At 54.1% G+C, this 19,720-nt stretch carries 15 protein-coding genes; 9 read left to right on the top strand and 6 right to left on the bottom strand.

Features of this window, described 5'->3' with window-relative positions; all coding sequences use genetic code 11:
- The first annotated feature begins 880 nt into the window (after positions 1 to 880).
- Positions 881 to 1,903 carry an acyltransferase family protein gene (locus BXP70_RS15470; protein ID WP_086594999.1) on the top strand — a complete coding sequence of 341 codons (1,023 nt, stop codon included), beginning with the start codon at positions 881 to 883 and terminating at the stop codon, positions 1,901 to 1,903.
- Between the two features lie 177 nt (positions 1,904 to 2,080).
- Here the strand turns inward: BXP70_RS15470 and BXP70_RS15465 are convergent, their stop codons facing one another.
- The 3 genes from BXP70_RS15465 to BXP70_RS15455 all read right to left on the bottom strand — a co-directional run bounded on the left by BXP70_RS15465 (position 2,081) and on the right by BXP70_RS15455 (position 8,383).
- A complete protein-coding gene (locus BXP70_RS15465) occupies positions 2,081 to 3,637 on the bottom strand; it encodes a M20/M25/M40 family metallo-hydrolase (protein ID WP_086594998.1) in 1,557 nt (518 codons plus the stop codon).
- Between the two features lie 126 nt (positions 3,638 to 3,763).
- A complete protein-coding gene (locus BXP70_RS15460; RefSeq protein ID WP_086594997.1) occupies positions 3,764 to 5,860 on the bottom strand; it encodes a tetratricopeptide repeat-containing sensor histidine kinase in 2,097 nt (698 codons plus the stop codon).
- A gap of 81 nt (positions 5,861 to 5,941) precedes the next feature.
- Complete coding sequence (locus BXP70_RS15455) at positions 5,942 to 8,383, bottom strand: outer membrane beta-barrel protein (RefSeq protein ID WP_086594996.1); 2,442 nt, start codon at positions 8,381 to 8,383, stop codon at positions 5,942 to 5,944.
- A 127-nt stretch (positions 8,384 to 8,510) separates the two neighbouring features.
- On the opposite strand from BXP70_RS15455, the gene BXP70_RS15450 reads away from it, so the two are divergent.
- From BXP70_RS15450 to BXP70_RS15435, 4 genes are all read left to right on the top strand, one after another.
- Positions 8,511 to 9,605: a sensor histidine kinase gene (locus tag BXP70_RS15450; RefSeq protein WP_086594995.1), complete on the top strand. Its 1,095-nt coding sequence runs from the start codon at positions 8,511 to 8,513 to the stop codon at positions 9,603 to 9,605.
- Positions 9,606 to 9,628: 23 nt separating this feature from the next.
- Positions 9,629 to 10,771, top strand: coding sequence for a sensor histidine kinase (locus tag BXP70_RS15445; RefSeq protein WP_086594994.1), 1,143 nt, complete (start codon positions 9,629 to 9,631; stop codon positions 10,769 to 10,771).
- Entirely contained in the window at positions 10,768 to 11,469 is a 702-nt protein-coding gene (locus BXP70_RS15440; RefSeq protein ID WP_086594993.1) for a LytR/AlgR family response regulator transcription factor, read from the top strand. The genes BXP70_RS15445 and BXP70_RS15440 overlap by 4 nt, the downstream gene beginning before the upstream one ends.
- A gap of 111 nt (positions 11,470 to 11,580) precedes the next feature.
- Complete coding sequence (locus BXP70_RS15435; RefSeq protein WP_086594992.1) at positions 11,581 to 12,867, top strand: M20/M25/M40 family metallo-hydrolase; 1,287 nt, start codon at positions 11,581 to 11,583, stop codon at positions 12,865 to 12,867.
- A 157-nt stretch (positions 12,868 to 13,024) separates the two neighbouring features.
- On the opposite strand, the gene BXP70_RS15430 is transcribed toward BXP70_RS15435, so the two are convergent.
- Both BXP70_RS15430 and BXP70_RS15425 read right to left on the bottom strand, forming a co-directional pair.
- Positions 13,025 to 13,591 carry a cupin domain-containing protein gene (locus BXP70_RS15430; protein ID WP_086594991.1) on the bottom strand — a complete coding sequence of 189 codons (567 nt, stop codon included), beginning with the start codon at positions 13,589 to 13,591 and terminating at the stop codon, positions 13,025 to 13,027.
- A gap of 77 nt (positions 13,592 to 13,668) precedes the next feature.
- On the bottom strand, positions 13,669 to 14,496 hold the full coding sequence (locus BXP70_RS15425; RefSeq protein ID WP_086594990.1) for an AraC family transcriptional regulator: 828 nt from the start codon (positions 14,494 to 14,496) through the stop codon (positions 13,669 to 13,671).
- Positions 14,497 to 14,830: 334 nt separating this feature from the next.
- On the opposite strand from BXP70_RS15425, the gene BXP70_RS15420 reads away from it, so the two are divergent.
- The 3 genes from BXP70_RS15420 to BXP70_RS15410 all read left to right on the top strand — a co-directional run bounded on the left by BXP70_RS15420 (position 14,831) and on the right by BXP70_RS15410 (position 17,615).
- Positions 14,831 to 15,121: a putative quinol monooxygenase gene (locus BXP70_RS15420; protein WP_086594989.1), complete on the top strand. Its 291-nt coding sequence runs from the start codon at positions 14,831 to 14,833 to the stop codon at positions 15,119 to 15,121.
- Between the two features lie 77 nt (positions 15,122 to 15,198).
- The gene (locus BXP70_RS15415) at positions 15,199 to 15,699 is read left to right on the top strand and encodes a phosphoribosylaminoimidazolesuccinocarboxamide synthase (protein WP_245849647.1); all 501 of its coding nucleotides are present in this window, start codon (positions 15,199 to 15,201) and stop codon (positions 15,697 to 15,699) included.
- Between the two features lie 104 nt (positions 15,700 to 15,803).
- Positions 15,804 to 17,615, top strand: coding sequence for an ABC transporter ATP-binding protein (locus BXP70_RS15410; RefSeq protein ID WP_086594988.1), 1,812 nt, complete (start codon positions 15,804 to 15,806; stop codon positions 17,613 to 17,615).
- An 8-nt stretch (positions 17,616 to 17,623) separates the two neighbouring features.
- Here BXP70_RS15410 and BXP70_RS15405 read toward each other — a convergent pair whose 3' ends face one another.
- On the bottom strand, positions 17,624 to 18,493 hold the full coding sequence (locus tag BXP70_RS15405) for a DUF4261 domain-containing protein (RefSeq protein WP_086594987.1): 870 nt from the start codon (positions 18,491 to 18,493) through the stop codon (positions 17,624 to 17,626).
- Positions 18,494 to 18,677: 184 nt separating this feature from the next.
- Here BXP70_RS15405 and BXP70_RS15400 point away from each other — a divergent pair, with 184 nt between their 5' ends.
- The gene (locus BXP70_RS15400) at positions 18,678 to 19,691 is read left to right on the top strand and encodes a hypothetical protein (protein ID WP_086594986.1); all 1,014 of its coding nucleotides are present in this window, start codon (positions 18,678 to 18,680) and stop codon (positions 19,689 to 19,691) included.
- Positions 19,692 to 19,720 lie beyond the last annotated feature (29 nt).

Raw genomic sequence — 19,720 nt, 5'->3', positions numbered from 1 at the left:
ATCCAAACGAGTAACATTTCATAGTGAATCACATACGAAAACGGCCCGCTAATAATTAGCGGGCCGTTTTCGTATGTGGCTATGTTATTTTCCTGTCAATAAAGACAACCTACTTAAACCCTCCGAAATAAACGTACTTAAACAGTAGTATGGCAGCTTAGCAGCTCACTACTTGGAGCTCTACTATAAATTCTGCGTAGCCTACTCAAAACAGTCAAGATGTGTATGGTTTTTTGTCCTGCATCAGACACAGACAAGAAACAAAAAGCATATTCGATTAACAAATTCATATTTCTCCATACAACTTGGTATAGTTCTATAACTTATGCTCTATACCCTACAAAATGGCAGGGTATTCTATCAATTGCGCACCTTAAGTTTAATGATATATAGAAGCTATAAACTCCCTTTTATTTAATTATCCTATCAAAAAATTGTTATTTTCTAACAAAATACTTGTTATGAATTGCTTCACTATTAGGTTCGTTATGACCCTATTAATGTCATTATTCAATCAACTCTTGATTGAATCCAGTAATAACCTAAAGTAAAGCTGTTCTGACCGACACTTACTGACAGTCCCCGAGCGCCTGATAACAGATCTGGCCGGTGAAGGCTTTTCCATACCACCCTACCCCCACCTACTGCACAAAAGCAACCAGTGGCAACACTGTATTTGCTTTAATTTTTGACGAATGTTAATTCTTTAAAAATATGCTTCAATAGGCTCCCTAGCATCACAAACAGCTCTGCTACATTTCTAAAAAAGCTGTCTGCCTTTTTATCTCCAAGCCTCTTTTCCGAAAACAACTTAGCACAGAAAAACAGGCGTTATATAAATACCCTGTCATTCTTTCACCAGCCTTAACTGCTGTAAAACATGATTAAACCTGGCCTTCTGCGCTTTATTCTCGCTTCACTTGTTGTCGTCTTTCACGTCGCTAGGGTGGTGTTCGTCGGCACGCTAGCCGTTTACTGTTTTTTCATCCTTAGCGGGTACTGGATTTCTTTGATGTACGACAGCAAGTATAAAAAACTTGATTCGCCCGTTCAGGATTTCTACATGAGCAGAATTTACCGATTATTTCCGGTTTACTTTCTTTTTGCCATTCTAGCGGCTGTACTGGTCATTTTCTTCGATCCCACTGCCGCGCATACGATCAGTCATTTCTCCGTTGTTGAGAAAGCTCATTTTTGGTTTTCCAATCTCACGCTTCTCGGTTATAACCTACTGCCGTTCCAACCCATTGCGCCGGCCTGGTCGCTAGATATAGAGCTACAGTTCTACATTCTTTTTCCGGTAATGCTCGTGCTGTTGAATAACAAGGCTAGCCGAATTTCCGCGCTGGTATTCTTCGGACTCGTAACCTTTGTGGTGGAAATGTTCTTCAACAAATCTTTTCTACACGAGACGGTAGCCGTTTACCTGGTTTACTTCGTCATCGGCATTTGCTTGCACAAGGATGCTGTTACTTTCCGCCGAAAAACGGAAGTGATCTGCACTGGTTTGTTCTTCTTGGTTTTGGCCGTGCACTACGTAGTACCTAGCTTGTTTTCCGCGGTAAGAGACTCCTTCTCCGTTTATCACCTGCGTTTCAGCGAAACAGCCTGCCTGCTGCTCATCCCAATGCTCGCGAACAGCGTGCGGGTGAAGAGCGACAAACTTGACAGGAACTTGGGTGATATTTCCTACGTCCTCTACTTATCGCACTGGATCTGGTTTATCCCCTTCAACTACTACACGCAAGAACTAAGCAGCCTTCAGCGCTTGCCTTACATGGTGGTGTATCTGGCGCTGACTTTCACCATGGCGTATGTGTTCTACACGTATTACGACCGGCCAATTGAGGAGAGACGCCGCCGTTTGGCGGAGCTAAGCAAAGGCAGGCCAGCCGCTGCTTAGCCGTAACGGAGCCCTCTTATCAGGCAAAAAATTGCTGCAAAGCTTTTTCCCGGCCGATTCGAAAGCTAGCCTCCACCTCCGACAACCTAGCTTCTGTAGTCGTCCCACACTGCGTAGCAGCCCATCAAAAAAGCCTCGCTAGTAACTAGCGAGGCTTTTGCATGCATGTCGGGTGGTTTATTGTGCTGGTTTGGTCACCGCTACGGGCTTGCGTGGCAGCTTTTGGTCGCGCATGGCCGTGTTGTACACAAAGGAGGCTACAATCACTGACGCCTGCTTTAGGTCGTCGGGCTGGAGACGCTCGTAGGTGTCCATGTTGGTATGGTGGGTACGGGTGTTGTAATCAATGCCATCCTGAATGAACTGGAAGCCTGGAATACCTACTGCGTCAAACGAGAGGTGGTCGGTGCCACCCGTGTTACGCGGCGTGATGGTAGTGGCACCTAGGTCGGCGAAAGGCTGAAGCCACGCCGTGAAGATAGGCCGCACACCCTCGTTGCCCTGCAAGTAGATCCCGCGAATTTTGCCGGTGCCGTTGTCGAGGTTGTAGTAGCCAGCTAGCTTTTCTTGCTCGGCAGTAGGCTTGCCCGCTTCGCCGAAGTGGTTCTTTACGTAGTTCTTGGAGCCGTGCAAGCCCTCCTCTTCTTCACCCCACAAAGCAATCCGAATCGTGCGCTTGGGCTTCACGTTCAAGGCTTTCAAGATGCGAACGGCTTCCATCATTACGGCGCAGCCGGCCGCGTTATCAGTAGCACCGGTAGCGGCATGCCATGAGTCGAGGTGGCCACCTAGCATTACTACTTCGCTTTTCAGCTTTTTGTCGGTGCCCGGAATCTCAGCTACCACGTTGTAGCCTTTCAAATCTTGGGTCTGAAACTTGGTTTTGGTTTCCATCTCCACCTCTACCGGAATACCAGCTTCCACTAGGCGAATCAGGCGCAGTTGGTCTTCGGGTGCGGTTTCGATTTCGGGTAGCACCGGCTTTGCATCGGCGGCGTAGGGTGCGCCATTGCTGGTAAAGAACGTGCCGTCGGAGCCGCCGCGGGGGTTACTCAGCACGGCTACAGCACCTTCTGCCAAAAGAAATTCCGCCATTTTACTGCGGAGCGCCAGTCTGGCCCGGTAAGTTGCCATGGCATCGTCAGTCATGGCCGGGCGGGCGCTCGGGGTAGCAGGTGCATCTGCCATTTTCTTTAGGTCTTCGTCGGAGTAGCGCTTGGCATCGGCTTCGAAGCCCGTCTTAGGCGGCGAGGTTACTTCCGTCACCACAATCTTGTCGCGCAGCTGGCCTTTGTACTTATCCAGATCCGCTTCCGCAGCAGCTTTCACGTACACAATCTGCTTTTTCACCGGTCCATTCGTGCCAGGCGTCCAAGCTTTGGGCGCCCCGATCATGGCGTGATAGTACGGCTTGGTCATGGCCACGTACGACTTCTCCACGTCCCAGCCCCGACCAAAATCACCCCAGGGTTCCACGTTGGCATTCACCAGTCCCCATTTGGTGAGTTGGTCTTTGGTCCACTGGTTGGCGCGTTGCAAGCCTTCCGAATTAGCCAAGCGCGGGCCGCACACATCCGTTAGGTAGAAGGCCGTTTCCATTACTTTGGAGCGGTTCAGACCTTCATCCTTGATTTTGGCAATCATGGCTTGGTCTACTTTCTCAGCTTGCTGGGCTACTAGTGACGTGCTAACGGCGAGGTTGCACACCACAGAGAAGAATACTAGTCTTTTCATGAAGAATAGAGTTGAGAGCGTTTAGGCAATGTTACGTCACTGACGCGCCGCCCACGGAAACGTTGCTTCTAGGCGGCGGCTTACCGTACCAGAACTCTACCATCTACTAGTCAACAGCTTGGCCAACTATCCTTCGACAGAAGCACTTTCACTCGCTACTGCTTCCGGTTGTGCTTTCACGGGTAGCGTCATGATGAACTCGGTAAATTCTCCTTCGCGTGACTCCACGCGAAGTGCCCCGCCGTGACTTTTGATAATATCGTAGCTCAAGGGCAACCCTAGCCCAGGGCGCTCGTTCGTGGTGTTGCCCGTCGAAAACCGCTGAAATATAGTGTTCTGCAACTCATCCGTCAGGCCTAGGCCGTTGTCGCGCACGCGTACTTCGACGTGTTTGACTAAGCGGCGGGTACTAACGGCGACTTGCGGCACGTAACCTTCTTCATCCAAGCTTTGCCGCTGCTGCACGGCGTTGAAAGCGGTAAGAAACAGTTGAATCAGTGCCCGGGTCAGGTCGTGGCGCACAACGTCGAGCATGCCCACTGCTGGGTCTAGCGTTGGCAACAACGCCGCGTTGAAGGTGCGATGCTTACCCCGCATCTCATGATACGCCATGCGCAAGCTGCTTTCTACCATCACGTTCAAATCAGTAGCTTGGCGCAGGCTAGGTTCGGCCGATGCGTACTCTAGCATACCGAGCACAATGGAATTGGCCCGCCGTCCGGCCTGCACAATCTTCTCCTGATATTGCCCTAGGTTCTGGAGCGTTTCATCTAAGTACTCCCAATCGTCATCAGGCAGTGCTAGCTTGTTGAACTCCGCGTGCAGCTCCTGGCACAACGCTTGGCTGATGCCGGCAAAGTCGCGCACTTGGTGTACGGGTTTCTGAATCTCCTGGGCTACACTGGTCATCAGCTCGCCTAGGCTCGCCATCTTCTCGCGCAACACCAGCTGACTTTGTGCTTGCTTCAGCTCTAGCAGTGTTTGGGCTAGGTTGTCGCGCTGCACCATAAACTCCTCTTTCTGCTGAACCACCTGCTGGTTAAGGGCTTGCAACTTCGCGTTGGCCTGCTTTTGCAGCTTGTTGTTGCGCCATAAAAGCAGCGCCACGAGCACGAGCACCGTGATACCGGTAGCTAGCGCATACAGGCGCATGCGTGCCATGTACTGTACCCGCTCTAGCTCCAACTCCCGTAGGCGTTGCTGTTCCGCAAAGCCAATGGCGTCGAGCTGCTTGATGCGATGCGGATCGTAGAGGCTATCCTCGGCCCGCAGCATAATGTTCATGTATTTCAGCGTACTGTCGCGTTGTTTGCGGGTCTGAAAGGTTTCGGCCAACAAGTTGCTGGTACGCACTACGCCCACAATAAACGGCAGGGACTGCCCCATCACCAAGGCTTTGCGCGCATAGTAGACGCTCGAATCAGGCTGCTGGCGGCGGCCATATAGCTCGGCTAGGTATTGGTAAGCCCGGCTGCTGCTGCGTAAGTCATTTTCCGGAATGGCGGCCTGCGCACTAAGCCGGTAATAACGGATAGCCTGGGTTGTATTGCCTAGCGCACCCTGCAACAAGCCTAGCTCTCGCAGCACGTAGGGCGCGGGGTTGCCCCAGCAGCTTTGGTTGACGTTGCGCGACTGCTGGGTGAGTTGGTACGCCCGGTTCAAAAAAACAGCAGCTGAATCGAGGCGCCGTAAGGCCGTGTAGCTGGCCCCAATGTTGGCCAGTACGCTGATAAGCTGCGAATCATCCCGGACCCGGATCCGCTCATAAATAGTTTTCGACCGGAAGAAGTACGCTAGCGCCGGCCGTTCGTCGTCGAGGGCGTGATAGAGCAGCCCGGTTTGGTTGAGCGTACGGGCTGTGCCTTCTAGGTCATGGCTTTCCTCGTTGATTTTCAGTGCCTCTAAATCGGTGCGAAGCGCTTGCGGCAGGTTGCCTCGCTCCCCCATCAGGATGCCGATGCGCGACAAGCAACGGCCCTCCCCCTTGCGGTAGCCAATCTTCCAAGCGAGGTGCAACCCTTTCCGGGCGTACCACTGCACCGAGTCGAAGCGGGAGTAGCGGTAGGAGGCGGCTAGGTCGGCTAGAAGCAGCACCCGGCTAGTGTCGGTAGTGGCGCGGGCCAAGGCCTGCCGCAGCCTAGCCGTTTGCGGGCTTTGCGCCCGCCCGATCAATGATCCAAGTAATGCAAATAGGAAAAACAGACAGCGTACTCGTTGCTTCATACGTGAAGATAATTGCCGCCCGTAGTTAAGCACAACTTTAGGGCGTGCCGCGTGGGTGCTGCCTAGGGTTGTGCTTCAAGCCTACATGCCTAGGCGGCCCCGCTCGTCGGCATTGCTTTTGGTTTCGACGCGCTTGCTCTTCAGGTCAGCCTTGCCGAAGTTGAAGGTAAAGGCGAGCCGCACCTGACGCGTATCGTTGCGATACAACTCGCTCAGCACCACGGGCACAATCGTGCTGCTCACCCGCGGATTCGTGTCGTAAAACAAGTCAGCCACGGATAGATTAAGCGAGGCCCGCTTGTTCAAGAACGTCTTCTTCACGCCCACCGACACGTAGGAGTAAGCATCCCAATCGAATAGGCCGTTCATGGAAGGCGAATTATAAAGGCCATACACGCGCACCGACCAGCCCTTGCCCCAGGTGAGCGTGTTGTCGCTGCTGAGCATGTAGTAGGTTTTGCGCTTGGTCAGGTGCATGCTGTTGTCGAGCGGATTGGGGAAGTTCAGTTCTTGGTAGAACACGTTGGCGCTGTTGTTCATTGTCCACCACTTGGCAGGCGCGAAAGGCGCCGTGAACGTGGCAGTAGCTAGGTGGCGCTGCGCTAGGTTTTGTTGCGTGGTCGTCAGGCGCAGCGTGGCGGCATCGTAGAGGTACACGGACGAGATGGCACCAACGGTTTGGGTATAGGCGAGTTGCAGTCCGAAGCCCTTGTAGAGGTTGTTCCAAGAGAAGCTGTGCATGTACTCAGGGCGAAGCGAGGCATTGCCGCGGCTGGTGCTGTAGGTGTCCTGAAACCGCTCGTACGGAATGAGGCTTTCGTAGGCGGGGCGGCGGATATTCTTGGCGTAAGCCAGCGAGGTCGTGAAGTCATCCGACACCTTGTAGTCGGCGCGCAGATTCGGGAATAGGTTGAAGTAGCTCGAATCGATGCCGCTGACCACGCCGTAGTGCGTGCGCTCGGCCCGCAGCCCACCCTGCAAACCTAGCTTCCCGATGGTATGGTTCAGGCTGAAGTAGCTGGCGGCTACGCGCTCCTGGTACCCTAGCTTCGAGAAGGGCGACAACGCTTGCGCGACCCAGTTGCCGTCGGTGAGGGTGGCGGCATTTTGGCGGCTTTGGTTACGCGTATCGGTGTATTTCAGGCCCGCTTCCAAGCGCGTGTTCGGGTTCCATACTTTGGTGTAATCGGCGGCAGTAGTGGAAATGTGGTACGTAGCTGGAATGAAATTGCGGAAGGTGCTTGCCACGGCGGAGTCCTGAGGGCCTTGCAGCAGCTGGTCAAATGTCTGCTGCTGCTTGTTCTGGTAGGTGGCGTAGTTGCTGGTCAGCAGTAGTGCCGAGCCGAGGCTATCGAGCTTGTGCTTGTAGAAGAGGGTGTAGTTGCTGAAGGCATCTTGCAGTAGCACGCTCTCCTGCATGCGGCTCGTGGTGAGACCGTTACCCTGCGTCAGGTATGACTGGGTCCAGCCGGCGCCATCTAAGCTACTTTGCAGCACGTCCACATCAAAACCTAGCGTCGTGTTGGCGCTGAAGTGATAGTTGAGGCTGGCGCTGAAGCTGCTGTTGAGGATGGTCTTGTTCAGGTCGCCGCGCTGCGCTAGGCCGGCGGCTGGCGTCAGGCCTTCGTAGATCGTGCGCTCCGAAGTGCTCCGCTCGAAACCGCCGCGCCGATTGAAGCTGCCATTCACGGCTAGGTCAAGCTTCGGCGTGCTCACCCGCACACCGCCGTTGAGGCCGGCGCCCGTGCGGTAGCCTTGGCGGAAATTAGCACCTAGGTTCGCCGTCCAACCTAGCTCTTTCGCGCGCTTGGTATAAATCTCAATTACCCCGCCCGAAGCATCAGCGTCGTACTTTGCCGACGGATTACTGATGAGCTCGATGCGTTCGATCTGGTCGCCGGGAATGCTCGCCAGCAACGTTTCTAGGTTGGTGCCGCTGGGGAGCCGCTTCCCGTTGAGCAGAATGAGCACATTGCCTTTGCCACGGAAGGTTAGCCGCCCATCGATGAGCTGTACAGATGGCGCGGCGGCCAGAATGTCGTAGGCATCGTTGCCCGCGGCCAAGATGCTGCCGTCCACGTTCATCGTCATGCGGTCGGGCTTCTGCTCAATCAAGGGCCGCTGACCCGTCACAACGACTTCACCTAGCTTTTGCGCTGTTGCGGCTAAGCCCAGCGTACCTAGGTCTAGGCTGGGGGTGCCGGCCGGGAGCGGAACTGCCTGCACATGCGTCACAAACCCAATCATCAGCACCTGAAGCTGGTAGCTGCCGGGCTTTACATTCTTCAGGCTAAAACGCCCGTTCTCGTCGGCCAGGGCGGTTTGCACAACGCTTTCGGCACCCGCCGCTTTCAAGACCACATTGGCAAAGCCCAAGCCTTCCTGCTTCTGCTGGTCGAGCACACGGCCCGTGATAGTGGTTTGGGCCTGGGCCGCAGCGCTAACGCAAACCAATAAACAGATCAACAGCCGTAAGGCGAGGCGGCTAGCTTGGGCGAAGGCAGGGAATAGAGAAGGACGCATTTCGTGGTTTCTTTTGGCGTTGGGAAGAAGCTGGAACGAAGAAACTGCGCACCTTTAAGGAGCCGAACTTATTTCGACCAAGTCACGGCCCCACACCACCAACGTGCGAGTTGGTCTGCCTTTTTTCATGCCCGAACTTCTACCTAGCCCCGCGGAGCCCCGCCTAAGTCCCCGCGCTACTGCCGTGCTGATGCAGCTAGTGCTATGGCTCTTGCTATGCGGGTTCTACTTTGCCTGGAACAATCGCCCCAACTACCACTTTACGGGTCCCATCTGGCCCTATGTGCTGCTGGAATGGGGCTTCGCTATCGGGCTTTTTAACTGCTTGGTATACCTGATTATTCCGCGCTGGCTGCTCCGCGGCCGCTTCGGCCTCGCCCTGCTGGGGGCAGTGGTGCTCATCTATACCTACCGTCTGTGGATGTACGCGGGCGCTTTGCTGATTATTCACTACGCTCCCATAAGCGCCGATTTGCGCTACAACCTCCAGAAAAGCTACGCCGAAAGCCCTTGGCCCGACCTGACAAGCTGGCGCGGACTGCTGGGTTCGTTGATGGATTTACTGGCCACCGTACTCTTCCCCATTGTCATCAGCTTTGTCACGTATGCGCTGGTCATCGAACGCCGCCGCCTAGCCTTAGAGCGCGACCATCTACACCTAGAGCTGAGCTACTTGAAAGCCCAAATAAATCCGCAGTTCTTGTTCAACACCCTCGGCACCTTGCAGCGCCTGACCCGCAGCCGCGACCGGCGCGCGGGCGACGTCGTGCTGCACCTAGCCGATTTGATGCGCTACACCCTCTACGAAACCGACACGGAGCGCGTCGCACTAAGCCGGGAGCTGGAGTTCCTGGAAGATTACCTAGCCTTGGAGCGCCTGCTTCATCCGGAGGCTACCATCACGCACGAGGTTGAGGGCATAGTCACCACGCAGCAGCTCGCGCCCTTGCTCTTGCATCCGTTTCTGGAAAGACTTTTTGTGGGAATAGAAGCGGTTCCGGGCAGTTCTGTGCATATTCAGAGCACGATCCAAGTTGACGCTGATACGCTGACGCTGCTGATAGTCCGCACAACGGGGGTGCCGTTAGCGCACCTTTACCGCACCGATGCGGCCATTGAAGCAGCGCTGCGGCGGCTAGCATTGCAATACCCTCATCAGCATACCGTGCAGCTCAAGGAGGAAAATGCGCACTTACGTTTGCACCTTCGCCTTCAACTTTAGAGGAAAGTGCCAGCCTTGCTCTTATGACTTATCCGCTTCCTTTCCGCATCCCACGCATGCAGGTCGTACGGCCGCTGCTTTTATGGGCGTTGTATATTGGGTTTGAGTACTTCACGTACAGCGGCTGGCACAAGTCGCCCTTGCTTACGTGGTGCTTCGCGCTCAAGGACACGGTGGCCGCGGTGGTTGGTTTTTACTTTTTCTCGCGGATAGTGCTGCCCCGCTTTGTGCTGCAAGGCCGCTGGCTCTCCACGGCTTTGAGCTTAGTGGCCATCTATTACTGTTGGGCCCTAGCTTCGTACGTGCTCTTCCTAGGCTTCGACTATTACCAGCTAGACCCGAAGGAAAGCTACATCTACCGCATTCTGGATAAAGGAATTTGGGTGGGCGTCTTCTCGTGGTACGGGGTCAGCATCGGCCTCTACGATTTCAGTATCACCGTGATGCTGCCCATCTTCGGGCGGTTCTTACAATTTCTGCTCACGACAAGCAACCACACCCTGCGCCTGCAACGCGAAAACCTCAACCTGGAAGTCAGTTTTCTGAAAGCCCAGGTCAATCCGCATTTTCTCTTTAACACCCTCAACAACATCTACACCATGGTGGTGAAGCAGGACGAGCGTGCCCCTGATATGGTGCAGCACCTCTCCGACCTTATGCACTACACCGTGTATGAGTCGGACGCCGCCCTGGTGCCGCTCACGAAGGAAACGGCTTTCCTGGATGCCTACCTAGAGCTAGAACGGCTGCGCTACGGTAAGAAAGTCCGCATCACTTACCAGAAATCGGGTATCACGGACCAGCAGACCATCACGCCGCTGCTGTTTTTTCCTTTCGTCGAAAATGCCTTCAAGCACGGCGTCGATAGCAGCCTCGATGCTTCCTGGGTCGCTATTTCCTTGGCGGCGGACGCTACCCAGCTACGATTTGAAGTCAGCAACAGCTTTAGCCCTACGGCCACACGGCGCGAGTTTGGGGGCGTGGGCATCGATAACGTAAAGAAGCGCCTAGCACTCCACTACGCCCCCACCGAGTACGACCTCACCATCACCCGCGACCAGGAAGCCTACACGTACCGCGTGGCCCTAACCATTCGGCTGACGTCTACCGCGCCGCCACTTGCGCGGCCGGCATTATTCTTCCCCCGTTTTGCTCCTGCCCAATGATTAACTGCCTCATTATCGACGATGAACCCTTCGCCCGCGAGTTGCTCGAAGATTACGTCGCCAAAATACCGTCCCTGAACTTACTAGGCAGCTGTGAGCATGTGTTCGAGGCCTTGGAAGTATTACAGCAGCAGAAAGTAGACCTGGTCTTTTCCGATATCAACATGCCACAAGTCAATGGCATCGAGTTCATTCGGTCCTTGCACAATCCGCCGTACGTCATCTTCGTTACGGCCTACCCGAACTACGCGCTGGAGGGCTTTGAGCTAGATGCGTTGGATTACATCGTCAAGCCCGTGTCGTTTCCGCGCTTTTTGAAGGCGGTGAATAAGGCGTTGGCTGTGCTCCATAACCGGCCCGCTACCCTAGCTCCGCCGGCACCGGAGTACCTGTTTGTGAAAGAAGGTAACTCGTTGCAACGGGTGCTCTTCGATGAAATCTACTACATCGAAGGCATGAAGGACTACATCAAAATTATTCTGAAGAACCGGGTCATTATCACGTATCTGCGCATGAGCCGGGTGGAAGACCAGCTGCCCGCCAGCCGCTTCACCCGCATTCAGAAGTCCTACATCGTGCGCATGGACGCCATCAAAGCCATCAGCGGCAATGAGGTAGAGCTGTACAACTTGCCTGAGAAATTGCCCATCGGCAAGCAGTATAAGGAGGCGCTGCTGGCGCAGTTTGGGCTGAGCTAGCACCACCGCAACCCGCGACCAGTAAGGTACTTATCTGCCCCTCGGATGCACAAGTAACGGCAGTTTTGAATAGTATTAGGCTCATTTCTGCAAACTGACCTAGCCTATTCGATGAGAAAACGCCTACTCCTAGCCTGTGCTTTTGCTGCTACTTTCGCCGCGCAGGCCCAAAAACTCACGGCTACCGAAAAGAAAATTGTGGCTACTGTGCAGCGCAACATGCCCCAAAGCGAGAAGCTACTGGTGCAGGTGGTAAACATCAATAGCGGCACTTTGAACCTGAAAGGCGTGCGCGAAGTAGGCGACATTTTCCGCAAAGAGTTTGATGCCATTGGCTTCAAAACCTCGTGGGTGGATATGCCCGCTGAAGTGCAGCGCGCTGGCCACTTAGTAGCCCAGCGCAAGGGCAAGAAAGGCAAGAAGCTCTTTCTCATCGGCCACCTCGATACGGTGTTTGAACTCGACATGCCCTTTTCGCCCTACACCCAGCTCAACGACTCCACCGCGACGGGTCAGGGCGTGAACGACATGAAGGGCGGCGACGTGGTGATGCTGGCGGCGCTACAAGCCTTGCAACAAAACGGCCTGCTCGATAACACGACCATCACCGCCTACTTCACCGGCGACGAAGAGCGCAAAGGCACCGGTGACGCCGCTCGCGCCGACTTCATTGCGAAAGCCAAAGAGTCGGACGTGGCCCTCGCCTTTGAGTCGGCGGCGGGGCTACACTCGGTAGCGACGGCGCGGCGAGGTTCCAGCGGCTGGCAGCTCAAAACGTACGGGCAAGCGGCGCACTCGTCGGGCATTTTTAAACCGAATGTGGGCTACGGCGCGGTGTTCGAAGCGGCACGCATCCTCGATGAATTTCGGGAAAAGCTAAGCCAGGAGCAGTACCTCACCTTCAACCCCGGCTTGATTGTGGGCGGCTCAGAGGTGAAGTACGACGCCGCCAAAGCGCACGGCGAAGCGGTCGGAAAAACCAACATCATCTCGCCGGAAGTAGATGTGGCCGGCGACTTGCGCTTCCTTACCGAGCAGCAGAAGGAAGATGCTCGCACCAAAATGCGCGACATTGTGGCCCACAGCCTGCCCAACACCCGCGCAGAAATCACCTTCACCGACGGCTTGCCCGGCATGCCGCCCACGCCCGGCAACCAAAAGCTAGCCACCCTCGCCGACCAAGTAAGCCGCGACCTAGGTTTTGGCCCCGTGACGGCCGGCGACCCTGGCTCCCGCGGCGCCGGCGACGTGTCCATCGTGGCGCAGTACCTCGACTGCTTGGATGGACTAGGGTCGTCGGGCAAAGGGGCCCACGCGCCAGGCGAAACCATGAACACCAAGGAGTTTCCGCTGCTGGTACAACGCGCCGCGCTAATGATCTACCGCTTGACGCGGTAAAATGCGGAGAAAGCTCGTATTCCGTTGGCCATCATGCCGCATGTAGCATCGCGCATGTACTGACAACTTCTATCGTTGCGGTTTACCACCACCACGTCAGCGCGCGATACTACGCGCTGACGTGGTGGTCTGAGCGCTGAACTTCGTTGGGGTATTGCTACCCCACACTCACCCTAGGTCCTACAATCTTCATGTGATGCGCCAGGTGTAACTGCTGTACTTGCTCCAGCGAGGCGGTGCTGCTTAGCTGGGAAAGTTGCTGGAAGAATGCCTCGGTGGTAGCACTGGGCTGGGTCAGGAACAGCATTTTGGCGGTTTCGCTCAAGACCAGAAAGCCGTGCGGGATGTTGCGCGGCAAAAAGATCAAGTCGCCGGCCTTCAGCGTGTATTTTTCCTCCCCTACCTGCACCAGAAACTCGCCTTCCAAGATGTAGAACTCCTCATCTTGTTGGTAGTGGACATGCAGAGGCGGACCATCGTGTTGGCGGTACACGCCCGTAAACACCGAGAATTGCTCCTGTGTATCTTGGCCGGAGAGCTTTAGGTACAAGTCGAAGCCCATGATGCGGTAGTGGGCCGCGAAACGGCCCTCGGCACCGCGCACAACGAAAGGTTTGCTCGGCGTGGGCTGGCCAGCACTGAGCGCGGAAGAATCTAGAAGCGTCATACCGAATACGGCGGAAGAAAGGTTTTTGAGTGCCGTACGGCGGGAAGATGGTTGCATAGCGGTTGCCGGTAATGAGTTGCTTTTCAGCAAAGCTAGGTTCCGACACCCACGGCTAGTGGTCAAAAAACGATATCTTACCGCAGCCGCAACACGTGCTCGGGCGAGTGGGCCGCTTCCCGTAGGAAGGCAACGGGCGTAACGCCGGCAAACTGCTTGAAATCTTTTGCCAAGTGCTGATAGTCAGCGTAGCCGCAGGCGAGGGCCACGGTCAGCCAGTCGTGTTCGGGGCTTTTTTCTTTGAGCGCCTGCGCCTTGTTGAAGCGTACCAAGCGGGCAAAGAGCTTTGGACTAACCCCCATCCGGTCGCGGAATTTGCGCTCGAACTGCCGGTAGCTCAGGCAAGCTTGCTGGGCGAGATACTCCAAGGCAAGCGGCTGATTATGAGCTTGCAGCAAATGACTCATCTTATCGATGGGCTCTAGGCGCACCGTGCGCCGGCGGAAACGTTGAAAAAGGTACGTATCCACGACCTTGATCATTTCGGCATACTGCGCCGTGTTCATTAGGTGTTGCGTGAGCGGGCTGATTTCCGGACCTAGCACACTTTCCGCCTCCAGCGTGGCATCGGTCAGTTCGGCCAGGGGCATGCCACCCAGCAGGTGATAAAGCCCGCCCGGCTGAAAGACCACCTTCATGACTTTAAACTGGCGCGGATAATGGTGCTGCCAATGCGTAAGCGGCTGGCCTTGCACCACCGCGTGCGGAATCACAAACTGCTGCTGGCGCTCGGCATGGACCTTAGTGTACGCCTCCTCAGGGTAAAAAATCAAGCTTTGTTCGGCCCGAGCAGGCATGAGCTTGGTCGGAATCGTGTCCAAGCCCCTGAAATCAAAGTGTAGCAGCACATACTCTTTGACGTAAGGCGCCAAGGCCGGATGCGGCGGCAGTTGCTGGTAGATCATGAGTCCTTGCTTTTGCTACTCACCGGAGCAGGCTAGGCGGTAAGGAAGTTATAAGAATATCTCTTACAGTGAGATAGTTAAACTTGATCTTCGCACTTGCGCTTCTTGGCCAGACTCACTTCAGCTGTCGAAAGCACCTTTAGTGAATTGATCAACCATCAGGCAACGCCTTTTGTATGGCAGCTTCGGCCTGCCACCTATCCTAACTACCTGTAAGCCAAAACCTAGTTAGCATACGCAATACCTAGGTTGGAGACAGAAGCTCAACAAGGCAGCGCACTGGCGGCGCCAACGCGAAACTCGTATCTTCAAGCTGTACCTAGCTCCTACTGTTATGACTGTCGAATACATTCGCTACCGCATTGCGCTTGAGCAACAACCGGCTTTCGTGCAGGCCATTAAAAGCGCCTGCCAGCTCCTAGCCGCCTCGCCCGACTGCCTCAGCTATCAACTCACTCATTGCGACGAAGACCCCTCGCTATTCATTTGGCGCATCGAGTGGACTTCGGTGGAGCGGCACCTCAACGGCTTTCGCAAAAGCGCCGAGTTCGGTGCGTTTTTCCAATTGGTGAAGCCGTTCTATTCAGGTATTCAGGAAATGAATCATTACTCGGTGCTGGTCTGAGTTTTGATTAGATTAACTACGTACTTAATCACGTTTGTATATTTTAACTTTAATTATAGATTTCAATTCCATCGAAAGTGTCCCAACTTATAACGAAAGAACATAAAGTATTCAAAACCAAAACTGGTTACTGCCACATCTTACCAGATAAGATCGTTTTAGCTCGAGAGGGACTTATTGGCAGTTTAGCAGAAGCTCACGTTGGCAACAACATAGCCCGGCCTCTGATTACTTATGGAGTATTTGCTACCCTTCTAGCTTATTGGTCTTACAACAATTACAAAGACGCTGAATATATCATGGCTGGTTACCTAGGTTTGCTGGCAGTAATTCTAGTTTACGTTATCTTAATCAGCTTAAAAAATTCAGCTCAACCAATTATAGAAAGAAAACAAATTCAAAAAATAGTTTTCAAACCCGCCTTCCGTGGTCTAACCCGAGCGCGTTTTGAAATTCTGTTTCGCGATAAGAATGGCAAGATGAAAAAGCGCCTTATCATGCTTCCCGGTTCACTAAACGGCGGCAAAGCAGGAACTGACAAAGCCCTGATTATCATGCAGGAAGAGAACTTAATATAGCATTTAAAAGACAGCCAACTAGTCAAGCTTTTATAGCGTATTATAACCCCACTCCCGCCAAGCTCGTCTAACCAAGCTAGCCCCTTACCTAGCCCTAACGACGCATGAGCCTCTGGGAGATTATCCAACGCCTTTTTCCCTACGTCCGCCCGTACCGGGGGCTGGTCATTGCTACGTTGCTGCTCACGCTGGTGGGCTCGTTGGCGGCGCAGGTCAACCCATTTGTGCTGCGCTACACCGTGGATACGGTGCAAAGCTTGCTGAACCGCAACCTAGGTCTGGCTCAGGGCGGGTCGTTGCTGCTGGCGGTTAGTGGGTTGCTGCTGGGCAAGGAAATCGTAAACACGCTCATCCAGTTCGGGCAGAAGTTCTACGGGGAGAAGATCCGCATCAGCGTGTCGAGCCACCTCATGCACGATGCGGTGCACAGAGTAGTCGGCTACCAGCTAGGTTTTTACGCCGACAACGGCAACCAGACCGGCAAGCTCCAAACCCGCATCGACCGGGGCGTGGAGAGCCTGATGAAGCTGGTGCAGAACTTCTTCATTGATATTCTGCCGCTGTTCGCCAACTCCATTGTGGCCTTGGTGGTCATGTTTATGGCCAATGTGTACGTGGGGCTCGTGGCCGTGGCCGTGCTGCCGGTGTACTTCTGGCTCAGCTACCGCCAAGCCGATAAGCTCAACGGCACCCGCCGCGCCTTACGGGGTTTGCGCGAAGCTAGGAGCCAAGGCCTAGTCAACCTCATTGACTCGGCTGTGGTCATCAAGAGCTTTGTGCGCGAAGACTACGAGGAGCTAAAGCAGAACACCCAACAGGACGCTTTGCAGGAAGCCCAGCTGCAAACCCGCAAAACCAACTTTCTCTACGATGGCCTGAAAACCTTCACCGAGCAGATTGGCGTGGTGCTCATCATCATCCTGACGGCCTACTTGGTACTCGACCGGCAGATTAGCATTGGGGCCATCATGTTCCACATCTTGCTGTTCAACAACGTGTCGGCGCCCATCCGGCAGCTCCACCGCATCTACGACGAGATGAACGATGCCCTCACCTACTCTGAGGGCTTCTTCGACATCCTCGACGCGAAAGACGCGGTAGAGCCCACCGGTCCGCTGAAGCCTCAGCACCTGCAAGGCACCTTCGACATCTGCAACGTCGACTTCACGTACCCCAGCGGCACCCAGGCCCTGCACGACGTCTGCCTGACCATCGAAGCCGGCAAAACCACTGCGTTGGTGGGCCTCTCGGGCGCTGGCAAGAGCACCATCATCAACCTGCTCTGCAAGTTCTACGCCCCCGACCGCGGCAAAATGCTGCTCGATGGCCGCCCCCTAGCCGATTACGACACCCATGCTCTACGCCAGCAAATCGGGCTGGTGCTCCAGAAAAACCACATTTTCAAGGGCACCATCGAGGAAAACATCCGCTACGGCCTCATGGATGCTAGCTTCGAGCAGATTCAGCACGCAGCCCAGCAAGCCTACCTGCACGAGCAAATTATGGAGCTACCGAAGGGCTACCAGAGCGACGCCCAACAGCTCTCCGGTGGGCAGCAGCAGCGCATTGCCATTGCTAGGTTGTTCCTGAAAAACCCGCCCATCATCTTCCTCGACGAGCCCACCGCCTCCCTCGACGCTATTGCCACCGAGCAAATTAAAAACTCGCTCGAAGCCATCAAGCAGGGCCGCACGGTGGTCATCATCTCCCACAGCCTCGCCCAAATCGTAGACTCGGACTGCATCTACGTGATGAAGCAAGGCCGCATGGTGGAAAGCGGCACCCACGAAGAACTGTATGATCTGAAAGGCACTTACCGCGAGATTTTCGACGCCTCGGCGCGAAGCTTGAATATCGAAAAGCTAGCTCGGGTGATGGTGGATGATGGGGATGAGGTGGCGGATACGGCGGGGTGAGCTAGAGCTCAGGAATCTGTTTCCAAATCTATTACCACACGCTTAGGTTCTACTGCGGCGTCAGCGTAGTAACAGGTCCATTTGTCGTTTGCGGACATGCCTTGTATGGTATTTCCTGGCTCGATAACAACACCGTTTTCGTAGATGTAATTAGCATAACTCCACAGTCTACTTACAACCGCATTAGGATCAAATTCTTGAAAACGAATCTGAAAATCAGGCAGGCCGAGGGCATGCATGCCTAAGGTATCCAAAAACATTTCTCCCTCAGGACTATTCGCGATATTGAAAAAACGCACGTTCACCAAGCCATTAAGTACATCTGGCTCTTCTTCTGACACCGCAAAAGCATAAGCAAACGGCTCCACTAGCTTATCGCTTTGCATAAAGTGGACTGCTTGCGGTCTAGTAGCTTTAATTATCGCTGAAAGAAATTTCTGGTAGCATTCCGCGCGCTGTTTATAGTCCAAGCCGCGCGACATCATATCACTAACTAGGCATTCATACTTGCAGGTTTCAACAGCGGCTGCAGCTTCAGCCCAATGCCAACTTTGTGTCAGAGCCGTTGCTACTGATTGTGCGTCAAATGTTGGTTCTTCGGTAATGAATATTGCGCCCTGCGCAGGAACGCTACCATCTTGGTACTGCACACTATAATCAGGAAAATAATATAGCAACGTATTACCCTGATTGTCTGCTTCCTCAACGTTATCGAATGCTTCTTCCAGCTCGGCTGCTATTCGCCTTTTATCGAAGCTTATTTTCTCTGTAAATAAAAGCCTGGCATAAAGCATCTGAGGCGCATTTTCCACTGTTTCTTCAGCGTCTTCCTCTGGTTTTGGTTTGTCGCCTTTTCCAAATAAGTCAAATAGTCCCATGCTTCCAGATGGTGAATGTGAAGTAGATAGCGCAGTTGCTGCAGTTAAATTACCCTCAGCTAGACAGCTGTGTAAATTTAGTTTAGCTTAACTTATTTGCATTTGAGGCTAGCATATCCATGCAATCTTTGCGTGTCGTTCTGCCTTGCGGAGCATTTGTCCTCACTCATCATCCTACCACCAAGTGCAGCGCCTGAAACGCTTTATCTTTTTCGTCCTGGTGTTGCAAGCGGCTTTGGCCAGCGCCCAGAAGGCTCCTTTTACCATTCACACGCTGGTTCTGCCCAAGGAAATTGCGGACCGGAACAACCAGTTTTCCGGACTATTTCTGCGCAACAAGCAGTTACTGCTCTTGTCTGAAAGCCGCTTGCAAGACCGCGCTGAGGCCAAAGTATATGCCCTCGACCTAGCTAGCCTAGACGACCAGCTAAGCAAGAAGTCCCAAGCCCTAGCGTACAAAAAGTACGCTATTCAGAACCTCGATAAAGTCAGGGCACGCCTTGACAGTGCCTGCCAAACGTACGAAGGACTAGAGGGCCTCACGCTGGTGGGCGACACGGCGTATTTCACCATCGAGACGACCACGCCTTCGACGTATTGCTATCTGGTGAAGGGCGCTTTAAATGACGCCACCACCAACATCACCCTGGACCTGGATTATCTGGTGCCGCTACCCAAACCGGCTCTTACCGACGGCTCCCACATCAGCAACGCGGGCTTCGAGGCAGCTACTGGCTATAATAAGAGTTTATTGCTGCTGTTTGAGTACAACTATTTCGCCCACGACAACTACGCTTTTCGTATTCCGAACGCCTCACGTCTGCCCGATATTCCGCAGTATGTGCCAGTAGCTAGGTTGCCTTTCCGCGTCACCGACTTGGTTTACGAAGGCAAGAACCGCTTCACGGCCATCAACTACTTCTTCAACGGCGCCGACGACAGCGTATACCGCACCCCGGCCGGTGACCCCAATACTCGGCTCATCCAAGACGGGAAGAGCTATAAGAACTATTGCCGCCTCATCAGCTTGCATTACAAACGGGACAAGGTGAGTTGGAAGCCCTTGTTTGAGTTGCCCGCCGAGTACATGACCTACAACTGGGAAGGGTTGGCGGCTTACAAAGGCGGCTATTTTCTCATCAATGACAAATACGGTCCGTCGGGCCAATCGACTCTGCTGTACTTACAGCGGAAGTAAACGCCCGTAAGTAGTAGGCATTGAGTACA

This window comes from Hymenobacter crusticola, assembly GCF_002154225.1.
Lineage (GTDB): Bacteria > Bacteroidota > Bacteroidia > Cytophagales > Hymenobacteraceae > Hymenobacter > Hymenobacter crusticola.
Note: the sequence above shows the minus strand (reverse complement) of the source record. Positions and strands in the feature narration are given on the sequence as shown.

Excerpts from the sequence above, each read along its gene's own strand:
- BXP70_RS15470 (WP_086594999.1), top strand. The coding sequence starts at position 881 with ATGATTAAACCTGGCCTTCTGCGCTTTATTCTCGCTTCACTTGTTGTC.
- BXP70_RS15465 (WP_086594998.1), bottom strand. The coding sequence starts at position 3,637 with ATGAAAAGACTAGTATTCTTCTCTGTGGTGTGCAACCTCGCCGTTAGC.
- BXP70_RS15460 (WP_086594997.1), bottom strand. The coding sequence starts at position 5,860 with ATGAAGCAACGAGTACGCTGTCTGTTTTTCCTATTTGCATTACTTGGA.
- BXP70_RS15455 (WP_086594996.1), bottom strand. The coding sequence starts at position 8,383 with ATGCGTCCTTCTCTATTCCCTGCCTTCGCCCAAGCTAGCCGCCTCGCC.
- BXP70_RS15450 (WP_086594995.1), top strand. The coding sequence starts at position 8,511 with ATGCCCGAACTTCTACCTAGCCCCGCGGAGCCCCGCCTAAGTCCCCGC.
- BXP70_RS15445 (WP_086594994.1), top strand. The coding sequence starts at position 9,629 with ATGACTTATCCGCTTCCTTTCCGCATCCCACGCATGCAGGTCGTACGG.
- BXP70_RS15440 (WP_086594993.1), top strand. The coding sequence starts at position 10,768 with ATGATTAACTGCCTCATTATCGACGATGAACCCTTCGCCCGCGAGTTG.
- BXP70_RS15435 (WP_086594992.1), top strand. The coding sequence starts at position 11,581 with ATGAGAAAACGCCTACTCCTAGCCTGTGCTTTTGCTGCTACTTTCGCC.
- BXP70_RS15430 (WP_086594991.1), bottom strand. The coding sequence starts at position 13,591 with ATGCAACCATCTTCCCGCCGTACGGCACTCAAAAACCTTTCTTCCGCC.
- BXP70_RS15425 (WP_086594990.1), bottom strand. The coding sequence starts at position 14,496 with ATGATCTACCAGCAACTGCCGCCGCATCCGGCCTTGGCGCCTTACGTC.
- BXP70_RS15420 (WP_086594989.1), top strand. The coding sequence starts at position 14,831 with ATGACTGTCGAATACATTCGCTACCGCATTGCGCTTGAGCAACAACCG.
- BXP70_RS15410 (WP_086594988.1), top strand. The coding sequence starts at position 15,804 with ATGAGCCTCTGGGAGATTATCCAACGCCTTTTTCCCTACGTCCGCCCG.
- BXP70_RS15405 (WP_086594987.1), bottom strand. The coding sequence starts at position 18,493 with ATGGGACTATTTGACTTATTTGGAAAAGGCGACAAACCAAAACCAGAG.